We start from the raw sequence: 19353 nt of genomic DNA, 5'->3' as shown, positions 1-19353 counted from the left end.
GGGGCGGGGATGGGGAGGGCGACCGCTCATGACCACCCCAGCCCGACCGCGAGCGCCGCGTTGTGGCCGCCGAACGCGAAAGACGTCGAAAGCGCGGTGGTCATGCGGGCGTCGCGCGCCACATTGGGCACGTAATCGAGGTCGCACTGCGGGTCGGGCTCCGAGAAATTGATCGTCGGCGGAATGAAGCCGCCCCGGGCGCTGGCGATCGTGGCGCAAAGTTCGATCGCGCCGCCCGCGCCGATCGTGTGGCCGTGCATCGACTTGGTGGACGACACCATCAGGCGGTCGGCGTGAGCGCCGAAGGCCTGCCGCAACGCGGCCGTCTCGGCGATGTCGTTGACCTGGGTGCCTGTGCCGTGCGCGTTGACATAGTCGACGTCTTCCGAGTTCAGCCCCGCGTCGCGCAGGCAGGCCGATACGACGTCGGCGCATCCTCCCACCGACGGATTGACCAGGTGCCCGGCGTCCGAGTTCATGGCGAAGCCCAGAAGTTCGGCCTTGATGTCGGCCCCGCGGCGCTGGGCCAGATCCATCGCTTCGAGGACGACGACGCCGGCGCCCTCGCCCAGCACCATCCCCAACCGGTCGCGCGAGAACGGGCGGCAGGTGTCCGGGGCCATGACCCGCAGGCCGTCCCAGGCCCGCAACTGGCCCCACGACAAGGTCGCGTCGCATCCTCCGGTCACGGCGACGTCGGCCAGGCCCGCGCGGATCATCTGGAAGGCTACGCCGATGGCGTGGCTGGCGGAGGCGCAGGCGGTGGAGACCATGAACGACGGGCCGGTCAGACCGTGAGCCATGGTGACCTGGCTGACCGGCGCGTTGATCATCAGCTTGGGCACGCACAGCGGATGAGGTCGCCCGCCCATCTTGTAGGTGGCGTGAAAATTGTCGTCGATGGCCGTCGCGCAGCCCGTGCCCGTCCCCAGCACGGTCATCACCCGAGACCGGTCGATCTTGTCCAGCGCCAGTCCGGAGTCGGCCAGGGCCTGGTCGGCGGCGAGCAGAGCGAACTGCGAGGTCCGGTCCAGAAGGACCAAGCGGCGCTCGTCGAAATGGTCGGTGGCGACATAGTCGCGGATCTCGGCGGCCACCTTGGCCTGGAGGCCCTCGCGGGACACCAGGGAGATGGGGCCGATGCCCGCCCGGGATTCCCGCAGCGAGGCCTGCAGTTCGGCCATGGACCGGCCGATGGCGCACATCACGCCCATGCCGGTGATCGCTACGCGTCGCATCGCCATCCTCAGGCCTGCGATGGCGCGGGGACGAGGGCGTCGGCTTCGACGATCAGTTGCGTGACAAGGTCGATGACGTCGCCGGCCGTCCTCAGCTTCTCCTTGTCCTGGGCGTTGGCGTTGAACGGGATCGCGATCTTGAAACGGTCCTCCAGCTCGAAGACCGTCTCGATGATGTCGATCGAGTCCAGGCCGGCGCTGTCGAGCGTCATCTCCCGCGTGAATTCCGTCGGGTCGATCTTCACGCGGGAGCTGATGATCCCGATGATTTCCGCGTCGTAGGGGCTTTTCATCACATCCTCCTTGGTTGTTCGCGGGGTCGGCGTGCTCAGACGCGGTGCCAGCGGAACGTCAACCTGGCCACGGCCAGGAACAGCACGGTCCAGGCGGAAAGGATCAGCAGCACACCGCCCTGGTGGGACAGGTCCTGGCCCTGGATCAGGGCCGACCGCAGGCCGGCGACGAGTTGGCTGGTCGGCAGATACGACAGCCATTGACGAATCTGGTCAGGGACGCCCCGCAAGGGGATGGTCAGGTCGCTGAGCATCAGAAGGCCAAGATAGACGATGTTGGAGAGGAAGATGGCGACCGGCGCGGCGGAGATGCGCGAGGCCATCATCGCGCCGAGACTGATCATCGCGGCCGCTCCGACGCACGTCAGCACCGTCGCCGTGACCAGGGCGGTAAGGGTGAGGGGCATGACGATCCCCAGAACCCAGCGCCCAAAGACCAACAGCAGGGCCGAGGCGATGAAGAGCACGATCACGCGGGCCAGGATCAGCGCCGCCAGATAGCTCAGCGGTCCCAGCGGCAGGCACGCCATCAGTTTGAAGGTGTTCTGTTCTCGGCGGGTGGCGATCGCCACGCAGGTCGAGCTGATGGCGGCCGACATCATGGCCACCACGAGCACCCCCGTCAGCAGGTATTGGGAAAAGTCGATCAGGCGCGGCGCGGCGCGGCCGCTGATCTCCACGCGCACGGGCATGGCGGCCTTGGCCAGCCTCGCATTGTAGGCGATCGTCACGGGCCCGAAGACGCGTGCGGCCACCTGGGTGCCGATCTCGCCGTTACGCTCGTACTCGACGCTCACCGAGACCGGAGCGCCGCGCGCGGCGGCGCCGCCGAACCCCTTGGGCACCGTCACGCGCACATGGCCCGCGGTCACGGGGCCGCGGCCGCTGTCGGCCACCAGCTTGCCGCTGACCGGATCGCCGCTGGCGAAGACGCGGCCAACCGCCGCCAGATAGTCGCGGCTGGCATCGCTGCGGTCGTGATCGACGACCTCGATGGTCACCGGCGCCAGCGTGCTGCCGCTGCCCGAGGCGATCATCATCATGCCCAGGAAGACGATCGGGAACAGGAAGATCCAGAACAGCGAAACCCTCTCGCGCATCAGGCTGCGCAATTCGGTGCGGATCAGGGCGTCGAAGCCGCTAAGCATGGGTGTCTCCCAAGGCGCAGACGTGAAGCAGGTCGGTGTAGCTGGCCGCGCCGAATTCGACCGAGGCGATCGCCGGCTCGCCGATCAGCGCGTGGGCCAGGGTTTCGAGGTCGGAGCCGCCGAACAGGTGCAGCTGTTCGGGCCGCGGCGCGTGGACCAGCCGGACGGCGCCCTGGGCGCGGGCGCGCAGACGCTCGGCGCTGGCGGCGTCGTGCAGGCTGACCTTGAGGGCGTATTCGCCGAGCATGTCCTTGACCAGCGTGGCCGGCGGCGCGAAGGCCGCGACGCGCCCGTCGCGCATCCACAGCATGCGGTCGGCCAGCGAAAGCTCGTGCGCCGAGTGGCAGGCCAGCAGCACGGTGGCCGAGCTCATCCCGCTCAACAGGTGATGGGTGGCGGTGGCGAACTGCTGGTCCAGGCCGGTGAAGGGCTCGTCGAGCAGGATCAGGTCGGGGCGGTGCGCCAGGGCCATGACCAGGTCGACGCGCTGGCGCTGGCCGCGCGAGAGCCAGTCATAGTTGAAGTTCCGCATTCGGGGGACGTCCAGCGCCTCCAGGACGGCCTGCGCCTGGCTGCCGTAGATGCGCCGGTGCAGGTCCAGAACGTCCCGGACCCGCAACCCGAACGGCAGCGCCGTGCGCTGCAGGAGCACGCCCATTCGTCGGCGCAGGCGCGGGCTGCGGGCCCAGGCCTGGAGGCTGGCCTCACCGATGCCGCCTTCCGCGACGTCCGTCTTGCGCAGGCCCAGCAGCGCCTCGAGCAGGGTCGTCTTGCCCGCGCCGTTGGCGCCGACGATCGCCACCGTCTCGCCGGCCGCCAGGGCCAGATCCTGAATGTCGAGCGCGAAGCCCGCTTTTGTCTTCACGATCAGACGATCAACCCGCACGCCCGGAGGCGGGGCGGTCGCGGAGGGCGCTCCGGGCTTGGGGATTAGGGCGGGCGCGAGATCGTCGCGAACCTCGTTGTCGGAAAGGCTCATGAGGGGACTCCGATCGTGGTTCGGGCGTCGTGATAGCGGGTTCGCAGGTCGTGCCTGTCGATCTTGCCGTTCGGGGATCGCGGCAGTGACGAGAGGGGCCAGAGCAGGGGGGCCATGTATCCGGGCAGCCGCGCGGCGACGAACATCTCGACCGCCTGAGGCGAGCCGCCGGGACGCAAGACGACCGCGCCGACGGGCCGTTGACCCAGCGCTTCGTCGTCGATCCCGAAGACGGCGGCTTCGAGCACGTCAGGCGCCTCGGAGAGCACGGACTCGATCTCGAGCGGACTGATGCGGTAGCCCGATGTCTTGATCATCTCGTCGCGCCGCCCGCGGAAGTAGAGAAAGCCTTCGGCGTCGGTTTCCACCAGGTCGCCCGACCAGACCGCCATCTCGGCCAGCAAGCCCGGGCGACCGCCCGGCAGGGGGCGAAAACGGGCGGCGGTCTCCTCGGGACGGTTCCAGTATCCCAGCGTCACGAGCGCGCCACGGTGCACCAGCTCGCCGACCTGCCCAGGCGGGCAGGGCGCGCCGCGCTCATCGAGCACCAGGATTTCGCTGTTGGGGATGGCCTTGCCGATCGAGTCGGGCCGGCGGTCGACCTCCGATGGATCGAGATAGGTCGAGCGAAACGCCTCCGTGAGGCCGTACATCAGGAAGGGGCGGGCGGCGGGAAAGCACGCGCGCAGTTCAGCCAGCAGTGGTGCGGACATATGCCCGCCGGTGTTGGCGAACAGCCGTACGCCCCGGCTGGCGGCCGGTGTCCAGGGACCGTCGACGATCAGCCGCCAAAGGGGCGGCACCGCCGTGATCATGGTGACGCCTTCGGCTTCGCAAAGGGTGATCAGCGGCTTGGCCCGCAGGAAGCCGTGGAGGACGATCTTCGCGCCGGCCATCAGGCCCGTGGTGATCTGGCTGAGACCCGCGTCGAAGCTGAGCGGCAGCACCGCCAGCACGACGTCGTCGGGGCGCGTGCCGAGGTAGGCGTTCACCGCCTGGGCGCCGCAGATGAGGTTGCGGTGGGACACGACCACGCCCTTGGGCAGGCCGGTGGAACCGGACGTGTAGAGAATGGCGGCCGGATCGTTGTCGATGCTGCGATGCGGAGGTGCGTCGGCCGCACGTTCGCTCAGCGCCTTCCAGTCCAGGTCGGGCCCGTCCGAATCCGCAGGGGCGGAGCCCACCAGCAGCAGGGACAGGCCTTCCAGGTCGCAGTCGTGGGCCAGGAGGCCGGCCCGCCGGGCGGTGGTGACCAGCGCCTTGGGCGCGCAGTCGGCGATGATATGCCCGACCTGGCGCGGCTTGAGCTTGGGGTTGACCGGTACGGCGACGAGACCGGCGGACCAGGCCGCGAGGATGGACACAACCGCCTCGATCGTCGCGTCCAGGAAAATCGCTACGCGGTCGCGCGGCGCCAGGCCCAGGTGGACCAGTCCGCTCGCCAGGTTGGAGACCGCCGCGTGCAAGGCCGCGTAGGTCAGGCCTTGGGGGCCGCAGACCAGCGCCGTCGCCTCGCCGCGCACCTGGGCCTGGCGGGTCAGGAAGGCCATGAAGGTGGGATCGGCCGACACGCTCATGTCTCCGCTCCGCCGTCCGCGAACCCGAACTCGTCGGCGTCCAGGCGCACCACGACATCCTCGAGCTCATGGATCAGGGCCGCTCGCGCCGGCAGGCCGCTCAGGGTGTTGCGCGCGAAGAACCGCGCGGTCTTGACCTTGCCGCGATAGAAGGCCGGGTCGGGCTTGTCCGCGCTCAGGGCGCGCTCGGCCACGCAGGCGGCCTCCAGCAGGCCCCAGCCGGCCGCCACGTCGCCAAAAATCGCCAGGAACCGCGTGCAGATCTGCGGGATCAGCGCGATGCGGCCTTCGACGACATGCCGTTGGATCGCCTCGAGCGCGCCGGTCAGGCAGCGCAGGCCCGCCTCCAGCAGGGCGAATTCCGCCGCCAGGTTAGGATGGGCCGCTCCCCGCGCCAGGAAAGCTTCGACGTCCTCGGTGAAGTAGCGCATGGCGAGGGCCTGGCGGCCCAGCCCCAGCTTCTCGCGCACCAGGTCCTGGGCCTGGATGTAGTTGGTGCCTTCCCAGATGGAGAGCACGCGGATATCGCGGCAGTACTGCTCGACAGGGTTGTCGCGCAGATAGCCGACGCCGCCGTGGACCTGGATCGCTTGGCTGGCGACCTTCCAGGCCTCGTCGGAGACGTAGGCTTTCACCATCGGCGTGTAGAGCAGGATCAGGCGCGCCGACCGCTCCATGTCGTCCTTGTCCAGGCCGGCCGCCACCATCTGCTGAACCTTGGTGACCTCGCGGGTGAGACGACCGATCAGGCTGCGGCACCCTTCGACCGAGGCGCGCATCTCCAAAAGCATGCGCTGGACGTCGAGGTGCTCGATGATCGGCACCTGGTCGGCCTCGACATTGGAGGCCTCCTCGAAGCGACGGCCCTGAACGCGCCGGCGAGCGAAACGCAGGCTGTGGAGATAGGCGCTGGACGCCAGGCCCAGCGCGATCTGCCCGGTGCCGATGCGCGCGCGGCGGATCAGGGGCTGAAGCTGCAGCAGGGCGACATTCTTGCGACCGCCCAGCAAGGTTCCTCGCGTGACGCCGCCGCAACCGAACGCCAGCTGCGTGTTGGCGCAGCCGTTCAGGCCCATCTTGTCCTCGACGCGCGTGCAGCGGACGAAGTTGTCGGTGAGGCTCCCGTCCGCTTCCGGCCAGAAACGGGGCACCAGGAAGCAGGACAGCGAAAAGAAGCCGGGCTTGGCGTCGGCGACGCGGCCGATGACCAGGTAGACGGTGTTCTCGACCAGAGGGTTCATGCCCGCGGTGATGAACCGCTTTACGCCGCTGACGGCGTAGACCCCGTCCTGCAACGGTTCGGCGTGGGTCCTGACGTCGGACAGGTCGCTGCCGGCCGTGTCCTCGGTGGCGCAGAAGCAGGCGTCCCAGCGACCTTCGGCCAGGGGTTGCTCGAACAGGGCCCGCTGTTCGGGCGTGGCCGCGTGTCCCATCAAGAACAGCGCCGAGGGCGTGAAGCCGCCGTAGGTCATGAACGCGGGATTGGCCCCGACGAACATCTCGAAGATCATCTGATTGACGATCTGCGGCAGGCCCGGCCGCTCTTGGCTGACCGTCTCCGTCTGCAGACGCAGCCAGTGCCAGTCGCGCAGGAATTCCTCCCAGAGCGCCGCGAACGCGCGGGGAATGACGACCTCGCCGTCGGCGTCGAGATGCGCGGGCGAGCGGTCGGCCTCCTGGTACGCCCGACCCAGCTTGGCGGCGAAGGTCCGGGCGCGGGCCAGGATGTCCTCGACCCTGGTCCGGTCCACGGCCTGGAAGGGCGCGGCGCCCAGCGCCCACTGGTCGGCCTCCTGCAGTTCCCAAAGGAAGAAGGCCGTCTCCCGAGCGTCGTTCAGATAGACGGATTCGGACGGCGCGGTTCGCGGCGGGGCGAAGGGCGGCGCATCCGCGTTGACCAGGGAGATGAGCGAAGCGGGCACGTCAGGCCTCCGCTGGCGTGGAAACGGGCGAAGCGGGATGGTTCCGCGTCTTGGTCGCGTCGTGGCTGCTCAGGCGGCCGATCAAGTCTCGCAGCTCGGTGGTGATCGCGCCGGGCGTGATCACCGCTTCGATCAGACGCAGTCGCGCGCGCGGCCGCACGGCGCGATCCAGGGCCGCGTCGAGTTGCTCGATCGAGCCGCAGCGGTCGAACCCCAGTCCAAACGCCTGGGCTATGCGGCGGAAGTCGACCCCCGCGCTGTGACGGATATAGGGGCGGTAGGCGGGCGTGCCCCGCACCGGCAACAGGTCGAAAAGACCTCCCCCGTCGTTGTTCATGACGACAATAGCGCCCCTGCAGTCGGCGCGCAGGCATGCCTCGAGCGACGACAGGTCGTGCGTCGCCGCCAGGTCGCCGATCAGCAGCAGGCCGGGTTTCGCCGTCCCAACGGCTTCGCCCAGGAAGGTCGCGATGGTGCCGTCGATCCCAGCCACCCCCCGGTTGGCGTGGACCGGGCGTTCGCGCCCATCCAACCCGGTCAGCAGGTTGCCCAGCCGGATGGCCAGCGAGTTGGCCAGGTGCGTGAAGCCGAATTCAGGCCGGCGCAAGGCGATGTCGGCGACTTGGATTTCGCTCCAGCCGCCCGTGGCCACGGCCTGGGGCAGGGCGGCGCGACAGGCCCGGGCCATATCCAGCCAATGCTCGCGCCAGGCCGTGTCGCCGCGGTCAAGTCGCTCGGCGACGGCGTCCAGGGCGGCGTGGTCATGCAGGGGCAAGACGCGGAAGGCGTCATTCAGATAATCGGCCTCCACGGACCGCCGGTCCACGCGCAGCACCGGAGCCCGGCAAGCGCCGACATACTGTTGCAAGCCGGCTGAGACCGGCGCGGGACCGATGCGGATCAGCAGTTCGGGTTTCAGCGCGAAGACCTCACGGCGCGTGACCAGGAAGTCGGCCTCGGCGACGGCGCCGGGCAATCGCGCGCCACGCAGGCCGCCCGGCGCGTCGAGCAGGAGCGGATAACCGGTCCGCGCGGCGAGCCTTCCGATCGCCGCGATCGGCAGATCCTCGTCCGGCCCGACCACGATCAGGCCTTTCAGCCCGGGCTTCAGGTCCAGCGTCTTGGCGATCGTGTCGATCTCGACCAGAGCGCGCGGCGCTGGAAACGACGGCGCGATCGGCCGGGCGGGCGGAGGGCTCACGCCCCAGCCGTGGGCCCCGTCGACGGAGGTCATTCGACCCAGAAGCGGAATATTGATCTGCACGGGGCCGCGCGCGCCCTGATCGACGAGATGCGGCGCGATGGTCAGGAGCTCGGCGACCAGCCGCTCAAGGCCTTCGGGGGAGGCGTCGGGATCGCTCAGGTCGATCAACCTGGACACCAGGGGCGCGCAAAACTCGGCTTGCTTGGTCGTCTGGGGCTGGCCCGCGCCGCGCAGGCTGCGAGGCCGGTCGCAGGTGAGCGCGACCAGGGGCGTGGCGTTGGCGTGAGCCTCGCAAAGCGCCGGTACGAGGTTGGCCACGGCGCTGCCGGAGGTGACGCAGACGGCCGTGGGCCGCTTCAGGCTTTTGGCCAGTCCCAGCGCGAAGAAGCCCGCGGAACGTTCGTCGGTCAGAACATGCATGCGGCAGTCGGAACGTTCCTCGAAGGCCGAGACGAGGGCGGCCGATCGGGTGCCGGGGCTGGTGACGATGTCGGTGACGCCCAGGCTGGCCAGGGTCTGGGCGATGGCGCGGCACCAGAACGTGTTGGGGTTGAGCGTCAGGGGTTGATGGATGTTCACCGCGGACCTCACGCCAAGATTCGCTGGATATCGAGGGGGAGGGCGCCGACCGGACCATCGTGCAGATCGGGCAGGCTTAGGTCGGGCGCGAACCGGCCGAACTCCGCGCGCAGTCCGTGGGCCATCCTCGCCATCCCGTCGAGTTCGGCGCCGATCCGCGCGCGCGCCTCGGCCCGGACGACGTCGGGGTCCAGGCGGCCGGCCGCCGCGACGATCTGATCGGCCAGGTCCGGCGCGTCGGCCGCGAGCGCTCGCCCCGGTTCGGCGCCTCGCATCAGGTTGCCCACCCGCTCGTCGAAGGCCAGACCAATCGAGGGCGCGCCGGACGGCATCGCGCCGACCAGCGCGTGGAAGCGGGCGCTGACCACCAGGTCGGCTTGCCGCAGGATCGCGATGAGATCGCCGACGTCGTGTTCGCCGCTGCGGAAGACCGCCGCGCCGAACGGCATGCGGGCGATGAGGTCGGCGCAGGCCGCGGCGTCCACGCGATCCATGCCGATCACGACCGGAAAGGCGTTCCGCGCGACGCGCAGGCGCTCGAAGGCGTCGGCGAGCTGGCGAATGAACACCCCGTAGCGGGCGCTCGCGATCTCGTCGTTGCTATGGAAGAACACCGCGCCGTAGTGCCGATCGCGTCCCTGACCGGTTCTCTGCATGGCCGCGAAGGTCGCCGGCTCGGCGCGAACGGGCCACCAGAACGGGTTGACCGGGCAGAAGACCACGATCGGATCGACGCCGTTCCAGCCGGCCCGCGCCAGCCATTGGCGAGCGACCTCGGGCGGCGAGGACGTGAAGGTCCAGGCCGTGTCGGCGCCGGAGAGGGTGCGAAGGCCCAAGGCTTCGGCGCGCTCGACCGAAGCCTGGTTGCGGGCCATGATCAGGGCGCCGCGGGCGTTGTCGCGGACGTAGGCTTCGAGTCGCGGCGTGAGCGTCCCGACCTCGGCCCCATAGGCGATCGCCGGCTGCTCCGCGCGGGCCGCCGCGCCCAGGGTGCCGGCCATCAAGGCCGTCAGCACCTCCGAAAACGTCGACTTGAAGGTCGACCCTTCACAGGCGACCACCGCGTGGCACTTGGCGATTTCGGCCGCCACCACGTCGGGATAGAAGCCCGACAGCGTGCAGGCCCGTACGCCCGGGAACAGGTCGCGCGGCAGGTCGTTGGTCAGGCTCAGGGCGCTGAAGGCGACGTTGTCGGGGCCAAGCAGCCGCCGCATGTGGCGTACGATCTCGCTGGCCCGCATCTCCGAGCCGGTGTTGCCCGCGCCGAAGTATCCCGAAAGCAGGACTTCGAGGGGTTGGCCGGGCGCGCGCGGGGAGGGCGCGCGGTCCTGGCGCAGGCTCATGGCCGACAGATGCTCCATCAGCACCGCGTCGGGATCGCGAGAGGTCACGAAGGAGACGATCCCCCGGCTCAGCATGCTTCCGATCCTTCGGTTTCGCCGACCACCACGCGGAGCAGGGCGTGACGATCGACCTTGCCGTTGGGCAGCGCGGGCAGGACCGCGAGGCGCCGAAACGCCTCCGGGATCATGTAGGTCGGATGGCTATGGCGCAGGCTCTCGCGGATCGCGCGATCCGATTGCGTGGCGCCGACGAGGAAGGCGGTGAGCGTGCTGCGCGCCTGAGAACGACCGTCCGACACCACCACCGCGCAGGCGCGCGCCCCCGCCGCGGCGGCCACCGCGTTCTCGACCTCCAGGAGGTTCAGCCGATAGGCGCCGGCGATCTTGATCTCGTTGTCCAGCCGGCCGAGGTACAGGTAGGCGCCGTCGTCGAGGCGGCGGACACGGTCGCCGGTGCGGTAGATCCGCTGGGGCCCCTCCGGCGTCGACAGCGTGGGAAAGCGCTGCTCGGTCAGGTCTGGATCGTCCCAGTAGCCCAGGGCCAGCTGGGGGCCGCTGATGCCCAGTTCGCCTTCCTCGCCATTGGCCAGGCCCTGGGTGTCGGCATCCAGCAGGACATAGCCCAGACCGGGCAGCGGCCGGCCGATCGGCACGGTCGGGCGGGCCGTGTCGGCCGCGACAAACTCATGGGCCGAGGCGGCGATCGTGGCTTCGGTGGGGCCGTACAGGTTGAGCAGGCGTGACGCGGGGGCCGCCGCGCGCCAGAGATCGACGTCGGCCGTCCTCAGCGCCTCGCCGCAGAACAGGCTCGTACGCAAGCCGCCCAGCAGTTCGGGCCTCAACTGGCCGAGCCCCCCCATCACCGAGATGGTCGAAGGCACGGAAAACCAGACCGTAAGATTCAGCTCTCGAACCGCTTCGCCGGGGCGAAAGCGTTGCGCTTCGGGCAGGGGGCAAAGCTGGGCGCCGGCGTCCCAGGCCATCAGCATGTCGTGGACGGATAGATCGAAACCCGGATCGAAGACCTGGCTGACCCGATCCTGGGGTTCCAGCGCCAGGACCGGCCGCATGGCTTCCACATAGGACTGGGCCGCGCTGGCCGGCACCAGGACGCCCTTGGGCGTTCCGGTCGAGCCGGAGGTGAAGATCAGGTAGGCGCCCTCCGCGTCGGGGGACGCCAGGGTCGCGGGCGGCGGCGCGAGCGTTGCGTCGAGATCGTCGGCGCAGATCACGGCGACGCTGGGGTCCAGATCCAGGTCACCGACGGCGCCGCGCCGTACGTCGGGCAGGATCAGCAGGCGCAGGCCCTGATGCGCCCGCGCCAGGGGCGCGGCCTGGGCGAGGCTGGCGCGGTCGGCGACCAAGGTCTCGCACCGGCCGCGCTTGAGCGTGTCGGCCATCCGTTGAGCCGGGTCGTGCGGGCTCAGGGGAAGATAGACGCGCTCGGCCAGCAGGCAGGCCAAAAAGGCGCCGTAGGCGGCTAGCGAGCGTCGGCCGAGCACGGCGCAGCGATCGCCGGGGGCGCCGGACTGGGCCAGGCGATGGGCGAGCCCGCCGGCGAACCCGACCAGCTGCTCGTAGGTGTGCGCCACGTCGCCGGTCCGCACGGCCGGCCGGCCGGCGTGCAGGGACGCCGAGCTGAGGAGATTTTCGACCAGTTTCGACCGCCCCATCACCTTGTCACCCCTCAGATCGGAAAGGCGGCGTAGTGGAGGACGCCCATCTCATCGAGGCGTCGCTCCATGCGCGGGCCCAGGAGGCCTAGGTGGTGGATCGCGGGCGTTAGATGCCGAAAGAGCATCCTGTGCATGGCGCGATTGACCTTGGAGTTACGCGAGTGTTCGGCGCACTCGCGGGCGGGAAGGCCCAACGGCGCCCAAACCTCGTCGGCGAAGAGATAGTCGTGCAGCAGGCCGCAGGCGTCGGCGGCGAAGTCTTCGCGCCGGGCCAGCTCGGCCTGGCTCAGATGGGCGTGCTGCTGCTGGAGGGTGATCTGCCCGACCGCGAAGTGGCGGGCTTCGTCGCGCATGACCAGTTCGAGAAGGGAACGGGTCAGCGGATCGCTCGAATAGCGCTGCAGGCTCTTGAAGAACGCCAGGGCCAGGCCCTCGACCAGAATCTGCATGCCCAGGGCCGTGATGCCCTCGTCGCTGTCTGACAGGACGTTGTCGAGCAGGGTCTTCAGGCTGGGCGAGACCGCGAAGGCAGGGCCGATCTTGGCGAGCAGACGTTCGTAGACCTCCACGTGACGCGCCTCGTCCACGGCCTGGACGGCGGCGCAGGCCTTGATGGTGGAGTCGGTGGACGAGAGCATCACCTTTCCGGCGCAGAGCATTGAGGCGCGTTCGCCGTGGAGGATCTGGGAGATGTGCCAACGTTGCAGGTCGCAGCGAACCTGCGTCTGCTGGGCTGGGCTCAGCTTGCGCCAGATGGGGGTGTCGGCGAGGGGGTTGGTGCCGTCGTGCATCTGCAGGGGATTTTCGGGCGACAGGACGTGCGACCAGTCCAGGTCGGTCTGGGCGTCCCATTGGCCACGGAGGCCCTTGCGATAGACGTCGATCAGACTGTCGGGGCAGCGAGGATCGTCCGTCGCCACGCGAATGGGCAGCAAGGCCTCGTGGCTCCAGCTGCTCTCGGCCATGCCGGTGATCGAGGAGGTCATCGGCGAGCCTCCTGGCCGAGCGCGCCGTAGTCCGGATGGGCCGCCGCGCGCGCCATCAGGGTTTCGCGACGCCCGTCGCCGGTGATCAGGCCGATTTCCGTGTCGGGGCCGAGTTCGATGTCGCAGATGGAGTAGTAGCCGCTGATGGCGATCGACCCGGCGATCACCCGCTCGGGCGCCGAGGGACGGCGGTCCTGCAGGTATTTGATCATGCCGATCCAGGGGTCCGAGCCGAACGCGTGGCCGAAGACGTCGTGATGGTTGCCGCCCGTCGTCGTCGGGTCGAGCGAGGCGGCGGCGACCTTCTGCAGGTCGGGCTTGAAGAACGGCAGGAACGCGCGCGACGCGTCGCCCGCCGCTCGGCGGGCGCGCAGGTCGCGGATGAACTGGGGAAACGCGCTGGCCTGGTACGGACCGTCGCAATAGACCGCCAGCGGACGTTCGGGCAGCTCGATCAGGAGCGCGGTCAAGCCGTAACCGGAATGGCCGATAGCGTGGTGATAGTCCCAGTAGCCAAAGCCGTGCAGGTCGATATCGACGATGCTCAGCACCACGTAGCGGCGCCGCATGAACCGGGAGATGAACTGAAGCAGGTAGCCCCAGCCAGAGCATTCGTAGACCCGCGTGACGCCGATCGGACGCTGCCCCCCGCGCGCCTCGATCGCGTCGAGGAACTGGGTGGTGTGGGCGGGGATGTCGCCGATGATCCAGGAAAGGTGCGTCGAGGAGAAGGTATGGATGCAGTCGGCGGGGTCAACGCCGCGGGCCACCGCCTCGACCTGGGCCCCGACGCACTGGGCGAGCACCCCGGCGCGATCGGCCAGGTCTCGCGTGTCGGGAAGGTAGGGCGCCTCGATGCGCCAGTGCAGGGCGCGCCTGAGGATGGCCGGCGCGAAGTCGGTCTCTTCCGGCAGGGCCAGCTTGGGGCGCGCGAGCATGTGGCGCAGCGGTTCGGCGGCCTTGGCGCTGGGCGGCGGCCCCGAGTTCGTCAGGCTCTCGACCAGACGCAGGTCGTGGCAGCCGCCAAAGACCGGATGGCGAAGGAAGGCCTCGAAGGCTTCCGGGCCGTCCGGATTGTACAGGCGCAATTCGAGCGAGTTGTCGCCGAGTTCGACGCTGTCGGCGCGCAGTTGCTGCACGACGGTCAGAACGTTGCGGTGACCGGTCTCGACGCAGGGGGCGGCCAGGCCCGCGGGGTCGTTGATCAAGAAGACATCGGGGCTCAGCAGCTCGGCGGGAAGCTGGACCAGGTAGTTTCCGGGGTTGGCGTTGACGATGGCGGCCGACAGGTCCGGGATGGTTTCCCGCGCCGCGGTGACGATCTTGGCCAGCAGGTCGAACCGCTGGCGGGGCGACAGCAGCACTGGAAAGGGATTGACGTGTTCAAAGGCGTGTCCCTGTTCGAATTCCTCGGGTCGAAGGAGCGGCAGCACGCCCAGTCCGGCCGGATAGAGTTCGCCCGCGAACGGCGAGCGCGTGAAGCGCCCGTGCGCCGTCAGGACGTGAATGCGCGTGTCGTGGCGTGAGGCGTGGGCCACGGTCATGACACGAGGTACTTCTTGGCGTTTCGCAGGTTCAGGAACGCCGTGGGCGTATAGGTGTGGTAGGCGCCGAGGCGATCAAACAGCACCACGTCGCCGGCCCGCGGGGGCGGCATCCCCTCGGCCGCGCCGATGATGTCGGCCGGGTTGCAGCTATTGCCCACGAAACTGACCGGCCGATCGCTCGGCGGCGCCGAGGGGCCGGCCGGCACGACGATGGGCGCGCGCCGGTTCTTGATGAAGGTTTCGGTCTGGGCCAGCCTGAAAGCCTGGGCCATGCCGCCGTCGCACACCGCGATCCAGCGCCCGCCGAGCGCCTTGGTCGAGACGACGCGTGTGACGAACGTGCCGCCCGGCTCGAACACCGCCCGTCCTGATTCATGCACGACGGTGAAATGCCGGCGCAACGGGGCCAGGCTGCCGCAATAGGCGGCCATCAGGGTGGGATCGTCTTCCCACGAGGTATCGAACCCGCCGCCGAGATTAAGAATGGAGAGGGGCTGGCCCAGCGCCTCCGAAACCCGCTCGGCGAGCGCCTGCATGGCCTGGGCGATAAACGGCGCGGTGCGCGCGAAGGCGCCGGAGCCGGCGAAGACGTGCAGTCCGATCACCTTGAAATCGGCCGCCTGCAGGGCTTGCGCCAAGGCGACGGCCTCGGCGGGCTCCACCCCGAAATGGTCCGCCTTCAAGCCGCTGGTCTGGCCCGCGAGCAACGCGCCGGCGTTGACGCGGATCAGGAGGGCAGGCGGGGTCCGCAGGCGCGGCCTGAGTCCGATCAAGAGGTCGGCCTGGGCGCGGGAGTCGACAACGATGTGCGCGCGGCAGGAGGCCGCCGCCAGCACCAGGGCCTCGTCCAGGGCCGGGCTCGCCACGAATTTCGGTCCAGGCGCGCGCCCGATCACCACGTTCAGTTCGCCGATGCTGGCGACCTCGACCCCGTCGGCGAATTCATGCACGCAGCGGGCGAGAACGTCTGGGTTCGGATTGGCCTTTATCGAGACGATGAGCGGCGTGCCGAGCGCGGTCTTGAGGCGCTGGTAGGCCGCGAGAATTCTGGCCGGGTCGAAGACGAAACACGGCGTCTCCAGGCCCGCCAGCCGATCCGGCCGACTCCAGAACGCGTCCTCGCCTCCGGGGATCTGCGCGACCACTTCACGTTCGAGCAGAAAGTCTGACATGGCTCAGCCCGCCGAGGTCGCGGGTTCGCTCGCCGTTGCGCCCGAGCCCATCGCCAAGAGTTGCTGATCGAGCTCTCTTAGGGTGGTGAATTGATCGACGTGAAGTTCGTCTGGATCAACAGGCTTTTGGTAAAGTTGCTCGAAAACGAGAATGAGTTCAACAACGTTCAGGGAGTCAATGCCGAGTTCACCAACGCCGGTATCGGTATCGACATCTTCCACGTTGATGATTCTGGCGACTTCTCGTTGAACGAGCGGCAGAGTCGTGCTTTCACCCACAGTATACTCCTGAGTATGCATGGCAGTGCTGTCGACATAAATGCGTGTTTTACATGAACGGGATCAAAAAGTCGGGATTTCGACTTTATCGCAAACGAACTGTTGCTGGATTCCCGCCCCTATAGCCCCGCTATCCTAAAGCATAATCACGTCGAAAAATGATATGCAACCAGAAAATGACTTTTTTAGTTCTACAATCATAGGAACCCAGGCGTGACCCAAAAAGGGCCCTCACGCGACACCTGCCCAGGCCCCTGACGGCGCGCGGCGCGCGGCCGAGCGCGTCATTCGCGTCCCCACCCAAGTTGGCGCGAGTTTTGCAGAAAGCAACTATTGAGGGTATTTTGTCGCTTGTAAAGCGGCGGCTTATCGGGGAGCTTCAGGCTTGGCGGCGGGGCGCCGCGGGGGGCGATCCGAGTGCTGATCAAGCCGCGAATGCGAGGATTCATCTGCACGACCGCTCACCCGGTCGGGTCCGCCGCCTTGATGCGCCAAGCGGTGGATCGACTGGCGGACGTGCGGTTGTCGCGCGCGCCGCGCCGGGTTCTCGTGATCGGCGGCTCCAGCGGCTATGGGCTGGCGACCCGGTTGGTCACGGCCTTCGCTGGGGGCGCGGCCACGATCGGCGTATCCCATGAGCGCCCGCCGACGGACGACAGGACGGCCAGCGCCGGCTGGTACAACAACCGGTCGTTTGAAGTCCTGGCGCGCGGGCGCGGGCTCGTCGCCGCCACCCTGGAGGGGGACGCCTTTTCGGACGAGGTCAAGGCTCAGACGGTGGACCTGATCGTCCGCGATTTCGGACAAGTCGATCTGCTCGTCTACAGCTTGGCCGCGCCGTCGCGGCGCGACCCGCGGACGGGCCTGACGCACTATTCGTCCATCCTGCCGCTGCGACCCTGTTCAGACCTGAAGGCCCTGGACGTTGATACGGGCGCGATCACCGTGGCGAGTTTGCCGGCCGCCACCCAGGTCCAGCTCGACGACACGGTGGCGGTCATGGGCGGAGGCGACTGGAGCCGCTGGGTCGAGACCCTGGCGGCGCACGATCTTTTGTCGCCCGGTTGCCGCACGCTTCACTACACCTATGTCGGCTCGCCCCCGACCGCCCCGATCTACGCCGACGGGACGATCGGGCGCGCCAAGGCCGACACGGCCCTTGCGGCCCGGCGGATGAACGATGTCCTGGGCGAGGGGTTCGCCCGCCTCGTGGCGCTCAAAGCCATCGTCACCCAGGCCAGTTCGGCCATTCCGCTCATGCCGCTCTATTGGTCGCTGCTGGCGCCCGTGATGACGCGGCTTGGTTTGCAGGAAGGCGCTCTCGAGCAAATCCTGCGCCTCTTCGAGCAGGTCATTCCCGGCGGGGAGGTCGACGGCGAGGGGCGGTTGCGGCTGGATGATCGGGAGCTTCGCGACGACGTTCAGGCGGAGGTGGCGCGCCGGTGGTCGCTGGTGACGACCGAAAGCCTGGCCCAGTACGCCGATTGGCCAGGATTTCGCGCCGAGCAATTGCGGCTGTTCGGCTTTGACGCGCCGGGCGTGGACTACGCGCGGGAGGTCGATCCGCGCTGGACCCTCCAGGCCGCCGAACCCGTCCCGTCCGCTCCCGCCTTGTGGCCGTCACCGGGCTGACCGAAAGCGGCGGGCTTCGCGCATAGTTCGCGTAGATCTCCAACCTCCGCGCATGCGCGGTGTCATTGAGCCGATGCCACTGAATTCCTTTCACAAACGGCCGATTTCTCAAGGCTCGGCGCCGAGGACTTGGCAAAGGCTTCGCGCCTTTCGCAAAGCTCTTTCGCTCGTGGATCGTATGGCAATGGGTTTGTGAAAGGGACTGTCCGGCCTGGGGCAGGGCGGCTTGCTGTTCTTTGAGCGCGTCAGCCGACGCTGAACATGTGTCCGCTTTGGTCGCGCCGCTTGGGTCCCTTGCGGCTGCGCTCGGCCTGCGGCTGGGCATCCTGATAGAGCTTGATCATTTCCAGGAGTGGACCCAGGCGCTTGTTCTCGACGACGGCGGCCTGGTTGACCTTCCGGATCTTGTCGAAGGTCCGGTAGGAGAGGGGGCTTCCCTGGTAGCTGATCACTAGGCGCCCGTCGGGATAGTCGGCGACCGTGACCCGCTTGCCGATCGCCGCCTGGGCCGCCTCGGTCGGGTCCAGGATGAACAGCACCTTGTCGTATTGCAGGGTCAGCGATTGCGACAGCGTCCGCTCGACCTGCCAGCTGAAGGCGTCTTCCAGCCGGTCGCGCGGACCCATCGGCCGGTGCAGGTCCTTGGCGTTGGCCGGCGGCTTGGCGAAGCGGGCGTTGTAGTCGGCCACGAAGCCCGGAAGGAAGGCGTTGCCGGCCTCCAGGGTGCTGACGCCGGCCAGGCGCATCTCCTTGACCAGCCGGTCCTGCAGCGTCTTGTTGGCGCGCTCGACGCGGCCCTTGGCCTGGCTGGTGTTGGCGCAGATGATCTCGATGTTCAGCGCGTGCAGGGCGCGGCCGAACTGGGTCATGCCGTCGCCGGTGACGCCGGCCTTGGCGACCCGAAACACCGAGTGCTTGTCGCTGTAGAACGCCACCGGCTTGCCGTGGGTCTCCAGGTAGCCCTGGGTCGCGGCGAAGTAGGCGAAGGTCGATTCCGTCTCGACGAACCGCAGATGCATCAGCCGGCTGGTGGCGTCGTCGATATAGACCAGCAGCGTACACATCGGGCCGCGAGCCTCGAACCAGCGGTGCTCGCTGCCGTCGATCTGGATCAGCTCGCCGACGCAGTCGCGTCGGTAGCGCGGCTGGTGGATCCTGCGTCGGCGCTTCTTGCGTTCCTGCCAGAACCCGGCGGCGATCATCCAGGCGCGAACGGTCTCGCGGCCCAGGCTGATGCCGTGCCGCTCGCGCAGCTTCTCGGCGGCCAGCGTAGGACCAAAGTCCGCGTAGCGCTGGCCGATGATCGCCAGCGCCGTGGCGCGGACGTCATCGGGCTTGCGCCGGTTGCTCGGCCGGCCGCGCTGCTTGGAGATCAGACCCTCGACGCCGCAGGTCCGCAGCGCCTTCAGCAGCCGCAGCGTCTGCCTTCGGCTGACACCCAAGAGCTGGGCGGCGGCCGCCGCCGTCAGTCGCTGACTATCGAGATCGCGCAGCACCTCCAGCCGCGCCAGTTCCTTGTCGCTCATGCTCCGAACCGCCATCCCAGACCCTCCAGACAACGCGCTGGAAGGGTGACATGCCTAACTGGCACGGGGGTGACATTCTCATCCGGCCGCTACAGAGATCTACCGTCTAAGTAATATTATCAGAAATTTATGTGCAATCGCCGAACTGGGCAACTGTCACATATCGAAATAGACGCGACTGGCGCTGTGGTTTGGGATTTTCGACCCAAATTCACGCGACTATTCGATATTTCGCGCGAAATAGACGCGACT

At 68.4% G+C, this 19353-nt stretch carries 15 protein-coding genes; 1 reads left to right on the top strand and 14 read right to left on the bottom strand.

Annotated elements, in window-relative coordinates:
- Window positions 1–26 precede the first annotated feature (26 nt).
- Genes ASD21_RS08945 through ASD21_RS23290 form a run of 13 tightly spaced genes read right to left on the bottom strand, consistent with a single transcriptional unit; the run spans window position 27 to window position 15943 of the window.
- Window positions 27–1238 carry a beta-ketoacyl-[acyl-carrier-protein] synthase family protein gene (locus ASD21_RS08945; protein ID WP_056439838.1) on the bottom strand — a complete coding sequence of 404 codons (1212 nt, stop codon included), beginning with the start codon at window positions 1236–1238 and terminating at the stop codon, window positions 27–29.
- An 8-nt stretch (window positions 1239–1246) separates the two neighbouring features.
- The gene (locus ASD21_RS08940; RefSeq protein WP_056439789.1) at window positions 1247–1531 is read right to left on the bottom strand and encodes a phosphopantetheine-binding protein; all 285 of its coding nucleotides are present in this window, start codon (window positions 1529–1531) and stop codon (window positions 1247–1249) included.
- A gap of 35 nt (window positions 1532–1566) precedes the next feature.
- Window positions 1567–2679 (bottom strand): ABC transporter permease, encoded by a 1113-nt coding sequence (locus ASD21_RS08935; protein ID WP_056439787.1) that lies wholly within the window; start codon window positions 2677–2679, stop codon window positions 1567–1569.
- Entirely contained in the window at window positions 2672–3658 is a 987-nt protein-coding gene (locus ASD21_RS08930; protein ID WP_056439784.1) for an ATP-binding cassette domain-containing protein, read from the bottom strand. Before ASD21_RS08930 ends, ASD21_RS08935 begins: the two co-directional genes overlap by 8 nt.
- A complete protein-coding gene (locus ASD21_RS08925; RefSeq protein WP_200941413.1) occupies window positions 3655–5235 on the bottom strand; it encodes an acyl-CoA ligase (AMP-forming), exosortase A system-associated in 1581 nt (526 codons plus the stop codon). Before ASD21_RS08925 ends, ASD21_RS08930 begins: the two co-directional genes overlap by 4 nt.
- A complete protein-coding gene (locus tag ASD21_RS08920; RefSeq protein ID WP_156398330.1) occupies window positions 5232–7157 on the bottom strand; it encodes an acyl-CoA dehydrogenase in 1926 nt (641 codons plus the stop codon). The genes ASD21_RS08925 and ASD21_RS08920 overlap by 4 nt, the downstream gene beginning before the upstream one ends.
- Before the next feature lies 1 nt (window position 7158).
- On the bottom strand, window positions 7159–8940 hold the full coding sequence (menD, locus tag ASD21_RS08915) for a 2-succinyl-5-enolpyruvyl-6-hydroxy-3-cyclohexene-1-carboxylic-acid synthase (RefSeq protein WP_056439781.1): 1782 nt from the start codon (window positions 8938–8940) through the stop codon (window positions 7159–7161).
- A gap of 8 nt (window positions 8941–8948) precedes the next feature.
- Entirely contained in the window at window positions 8949–10331 is a 1383-nt protein-coding gene (locus ASD21_RS08910; RefSeq protein WP_162250222.1) for a polysaccharide pyruvyl transferase family protein, read from the bottom strand.
- A gap of 20 nt (window positions 10332–10351) precedes the next feature.
- Window positions 10352–11956, bottom strand: a complete 1605-nt coding sequence (locus ASD21_RS08905) for an amino acid adenylation domain-containing protein (protein ID WP_056439775.1) — start codon at window positions 11954–11956, stop codon at window positions 10352–10354.
- Window positions 11957–11970: 14 nt separating this feature from the next.
- Window positions 11971–12945 carry a ferritin-like domain-containing protein gene (locus ASD21_RS24275; protein ID WP_056439772.1) on the bottom strand — a complete coding sequence of 325 codons (975 nt, stop codon included), beginning with the start codon at window positions 12943–12945 and terminating at the stop codon, window positions 11971–11973.
- Window positions 12942–14489, bottom strand: coding sequence for a hypothetical protein (locus ASD21_RS24270; RefSeq protein ID WP_056439771.1), 1548 nt, complete (start codon window positions 14487–14489; stop codon window positions 12942–12944). The genes ASD21_RS24275 and ASD21_RS24270 overlap by 4 nt, the downstream gene beginning before the upstream one ends.
- Window positions 14486–15664, bottom strand: coding sequence for an alanine racemase (locus tag ASD21_RS08890; protein ID WP_082554691.1), 1179 nt, complete (start codon window positions 15662–15664; stop codon window positions 14486–14488). The genes ASD21_RS24270 and ASD21_RS08890 overlap by 4 nt, the downstream gene beginning before the upstream one ends.
- Before the next feature lie 3 nt (window positions 15665–15667).
- Window positions 15668–15943 carry an acyl carrier protein gene (locus ASD21_RS23290; RefSeq protein ID WP_200941412.1) on the bottom strand — a complete coding sequence of 92 codons (276 nt, stop codon included), beginning with the start codon at window positions 15941–15943 and terminating at the stop codon, window positions 15668–15670.
- Window positions 15944–16360: 417 nt separating this feature from the next.
- Here ASD21_RS23290 and fabV point away from each other — a divergent pair, with 417 nt between their 5' ends.
- Complete coding sequence (fabV, locus tag ASD21_RS08880; protein WP_056439763.1) at window positions 16361–17575, top strand: enoyl-ACP reductase FabV; 1215 nt, start codon at window positions 16361–16363, stop codon at window positions 17573–17575.
- 245 nt (window positions 17576–17820) lie between these two features.
- Here the strand turns inward: fabV and ASD21_RS08875 are convergent, their stop codons facing one another.
- Window positions 17821–19116, bottom strand: a complete 1296-nt coding sequence (locus tag ASD21_RS08875; RefSeq protein WP_056439759.1) for an ISNCY family transposase — start codon at window positions 19114–19116, stop codon at window positions 17821–17823.
- Window positions 19117–19353 lie beyond the last annotated feature (237 nt).

Source organism: Caulobacter sp. Root1455 (genome assembly GCF_001426905.1).
Taxonomy (GTDB): Bacteria; Pseudomonadota; Alphaproteobacteria; order Caulobacterales; family Caulobacteraceae; genus Caulobacter.
This window is presented reverse-complemented; position numbering and strand designations above follow the sequence as displayed.

Bases quoted from the DNA above. Each gene is read 5' to 3' on its own strand.
- ASD21_RS08945 (WP_056439838.1), bottom strand. From the start codon at position 1,238: ATGCGACGCGTAGCGATCACCGGCATGGGCGTGATGTGCGCCATCGGC.
- ASD21_RS08940 (WP_056439789.1), bottom strand. From the start codon at position 1,531: ATGAAAAGCCCCTACGACGCGGAAATCATCGGGATCATCAGCTCCCGC.
- ASD21_RS08935 (WP_056439787.1), bottom strand. From the start codon at position 2,679: ATGCTTAGCGGCTTCGACGCCCTGATCCGCACCGAATTGCGCAGCCTG.
- ASD21_RS08930 (WP_056439784.1), bottom strand. From the start codon at position 3,658: ATGAGCCTTTCCGACAACGAGGTTCGCGACGATCTCGCGCCCGCCCTA.
- ASD21_RS08925 (WP_200941413.1), bottom strand. From the start codon at position 5,235: ATGAGCGTGTCGGCCGATCCCACCTTCATGGCCTTCCTGACCCGCCAG.
- ASD21_RS08905 (WP_056439775.1), bottom strand. From the start codon at position 11,956: ATGGGGCGGTCGAAACTGGTCGAAAATCTCCTCAGCTCGGCGTCCCTG.
- ASD21_RS24275 (WP_056439772.1), bottom strand. From the start codon at position 12,945: ATGACCTCCTCGATCACCGGCATGGCCGAGAGCAGCTGGAGCCACGAG.
- ASD21_RS24270 (WP_056439771.1), bottom strand. From the start codon at position 14,489: ATGACCGTGGCCCACGCCTCACGCCACGACACGCGCATTCACGTCCTG.
- ASD21_RS08890 (WP_082554691.1), bottom strand. From the start codon at position 15,664: ATGTCAGACTTTCTGCTCGAACGTGAAGTGGTCGCGCAGATCCCCGGA.
- ASD21_RS08875 (WP_056439759.1), bottom strand. From the start codon at position 19,116: ATGGCGGTTCGGAGCATGAGCGACAAGGAACTGGCGCGGCTGGAGGTG.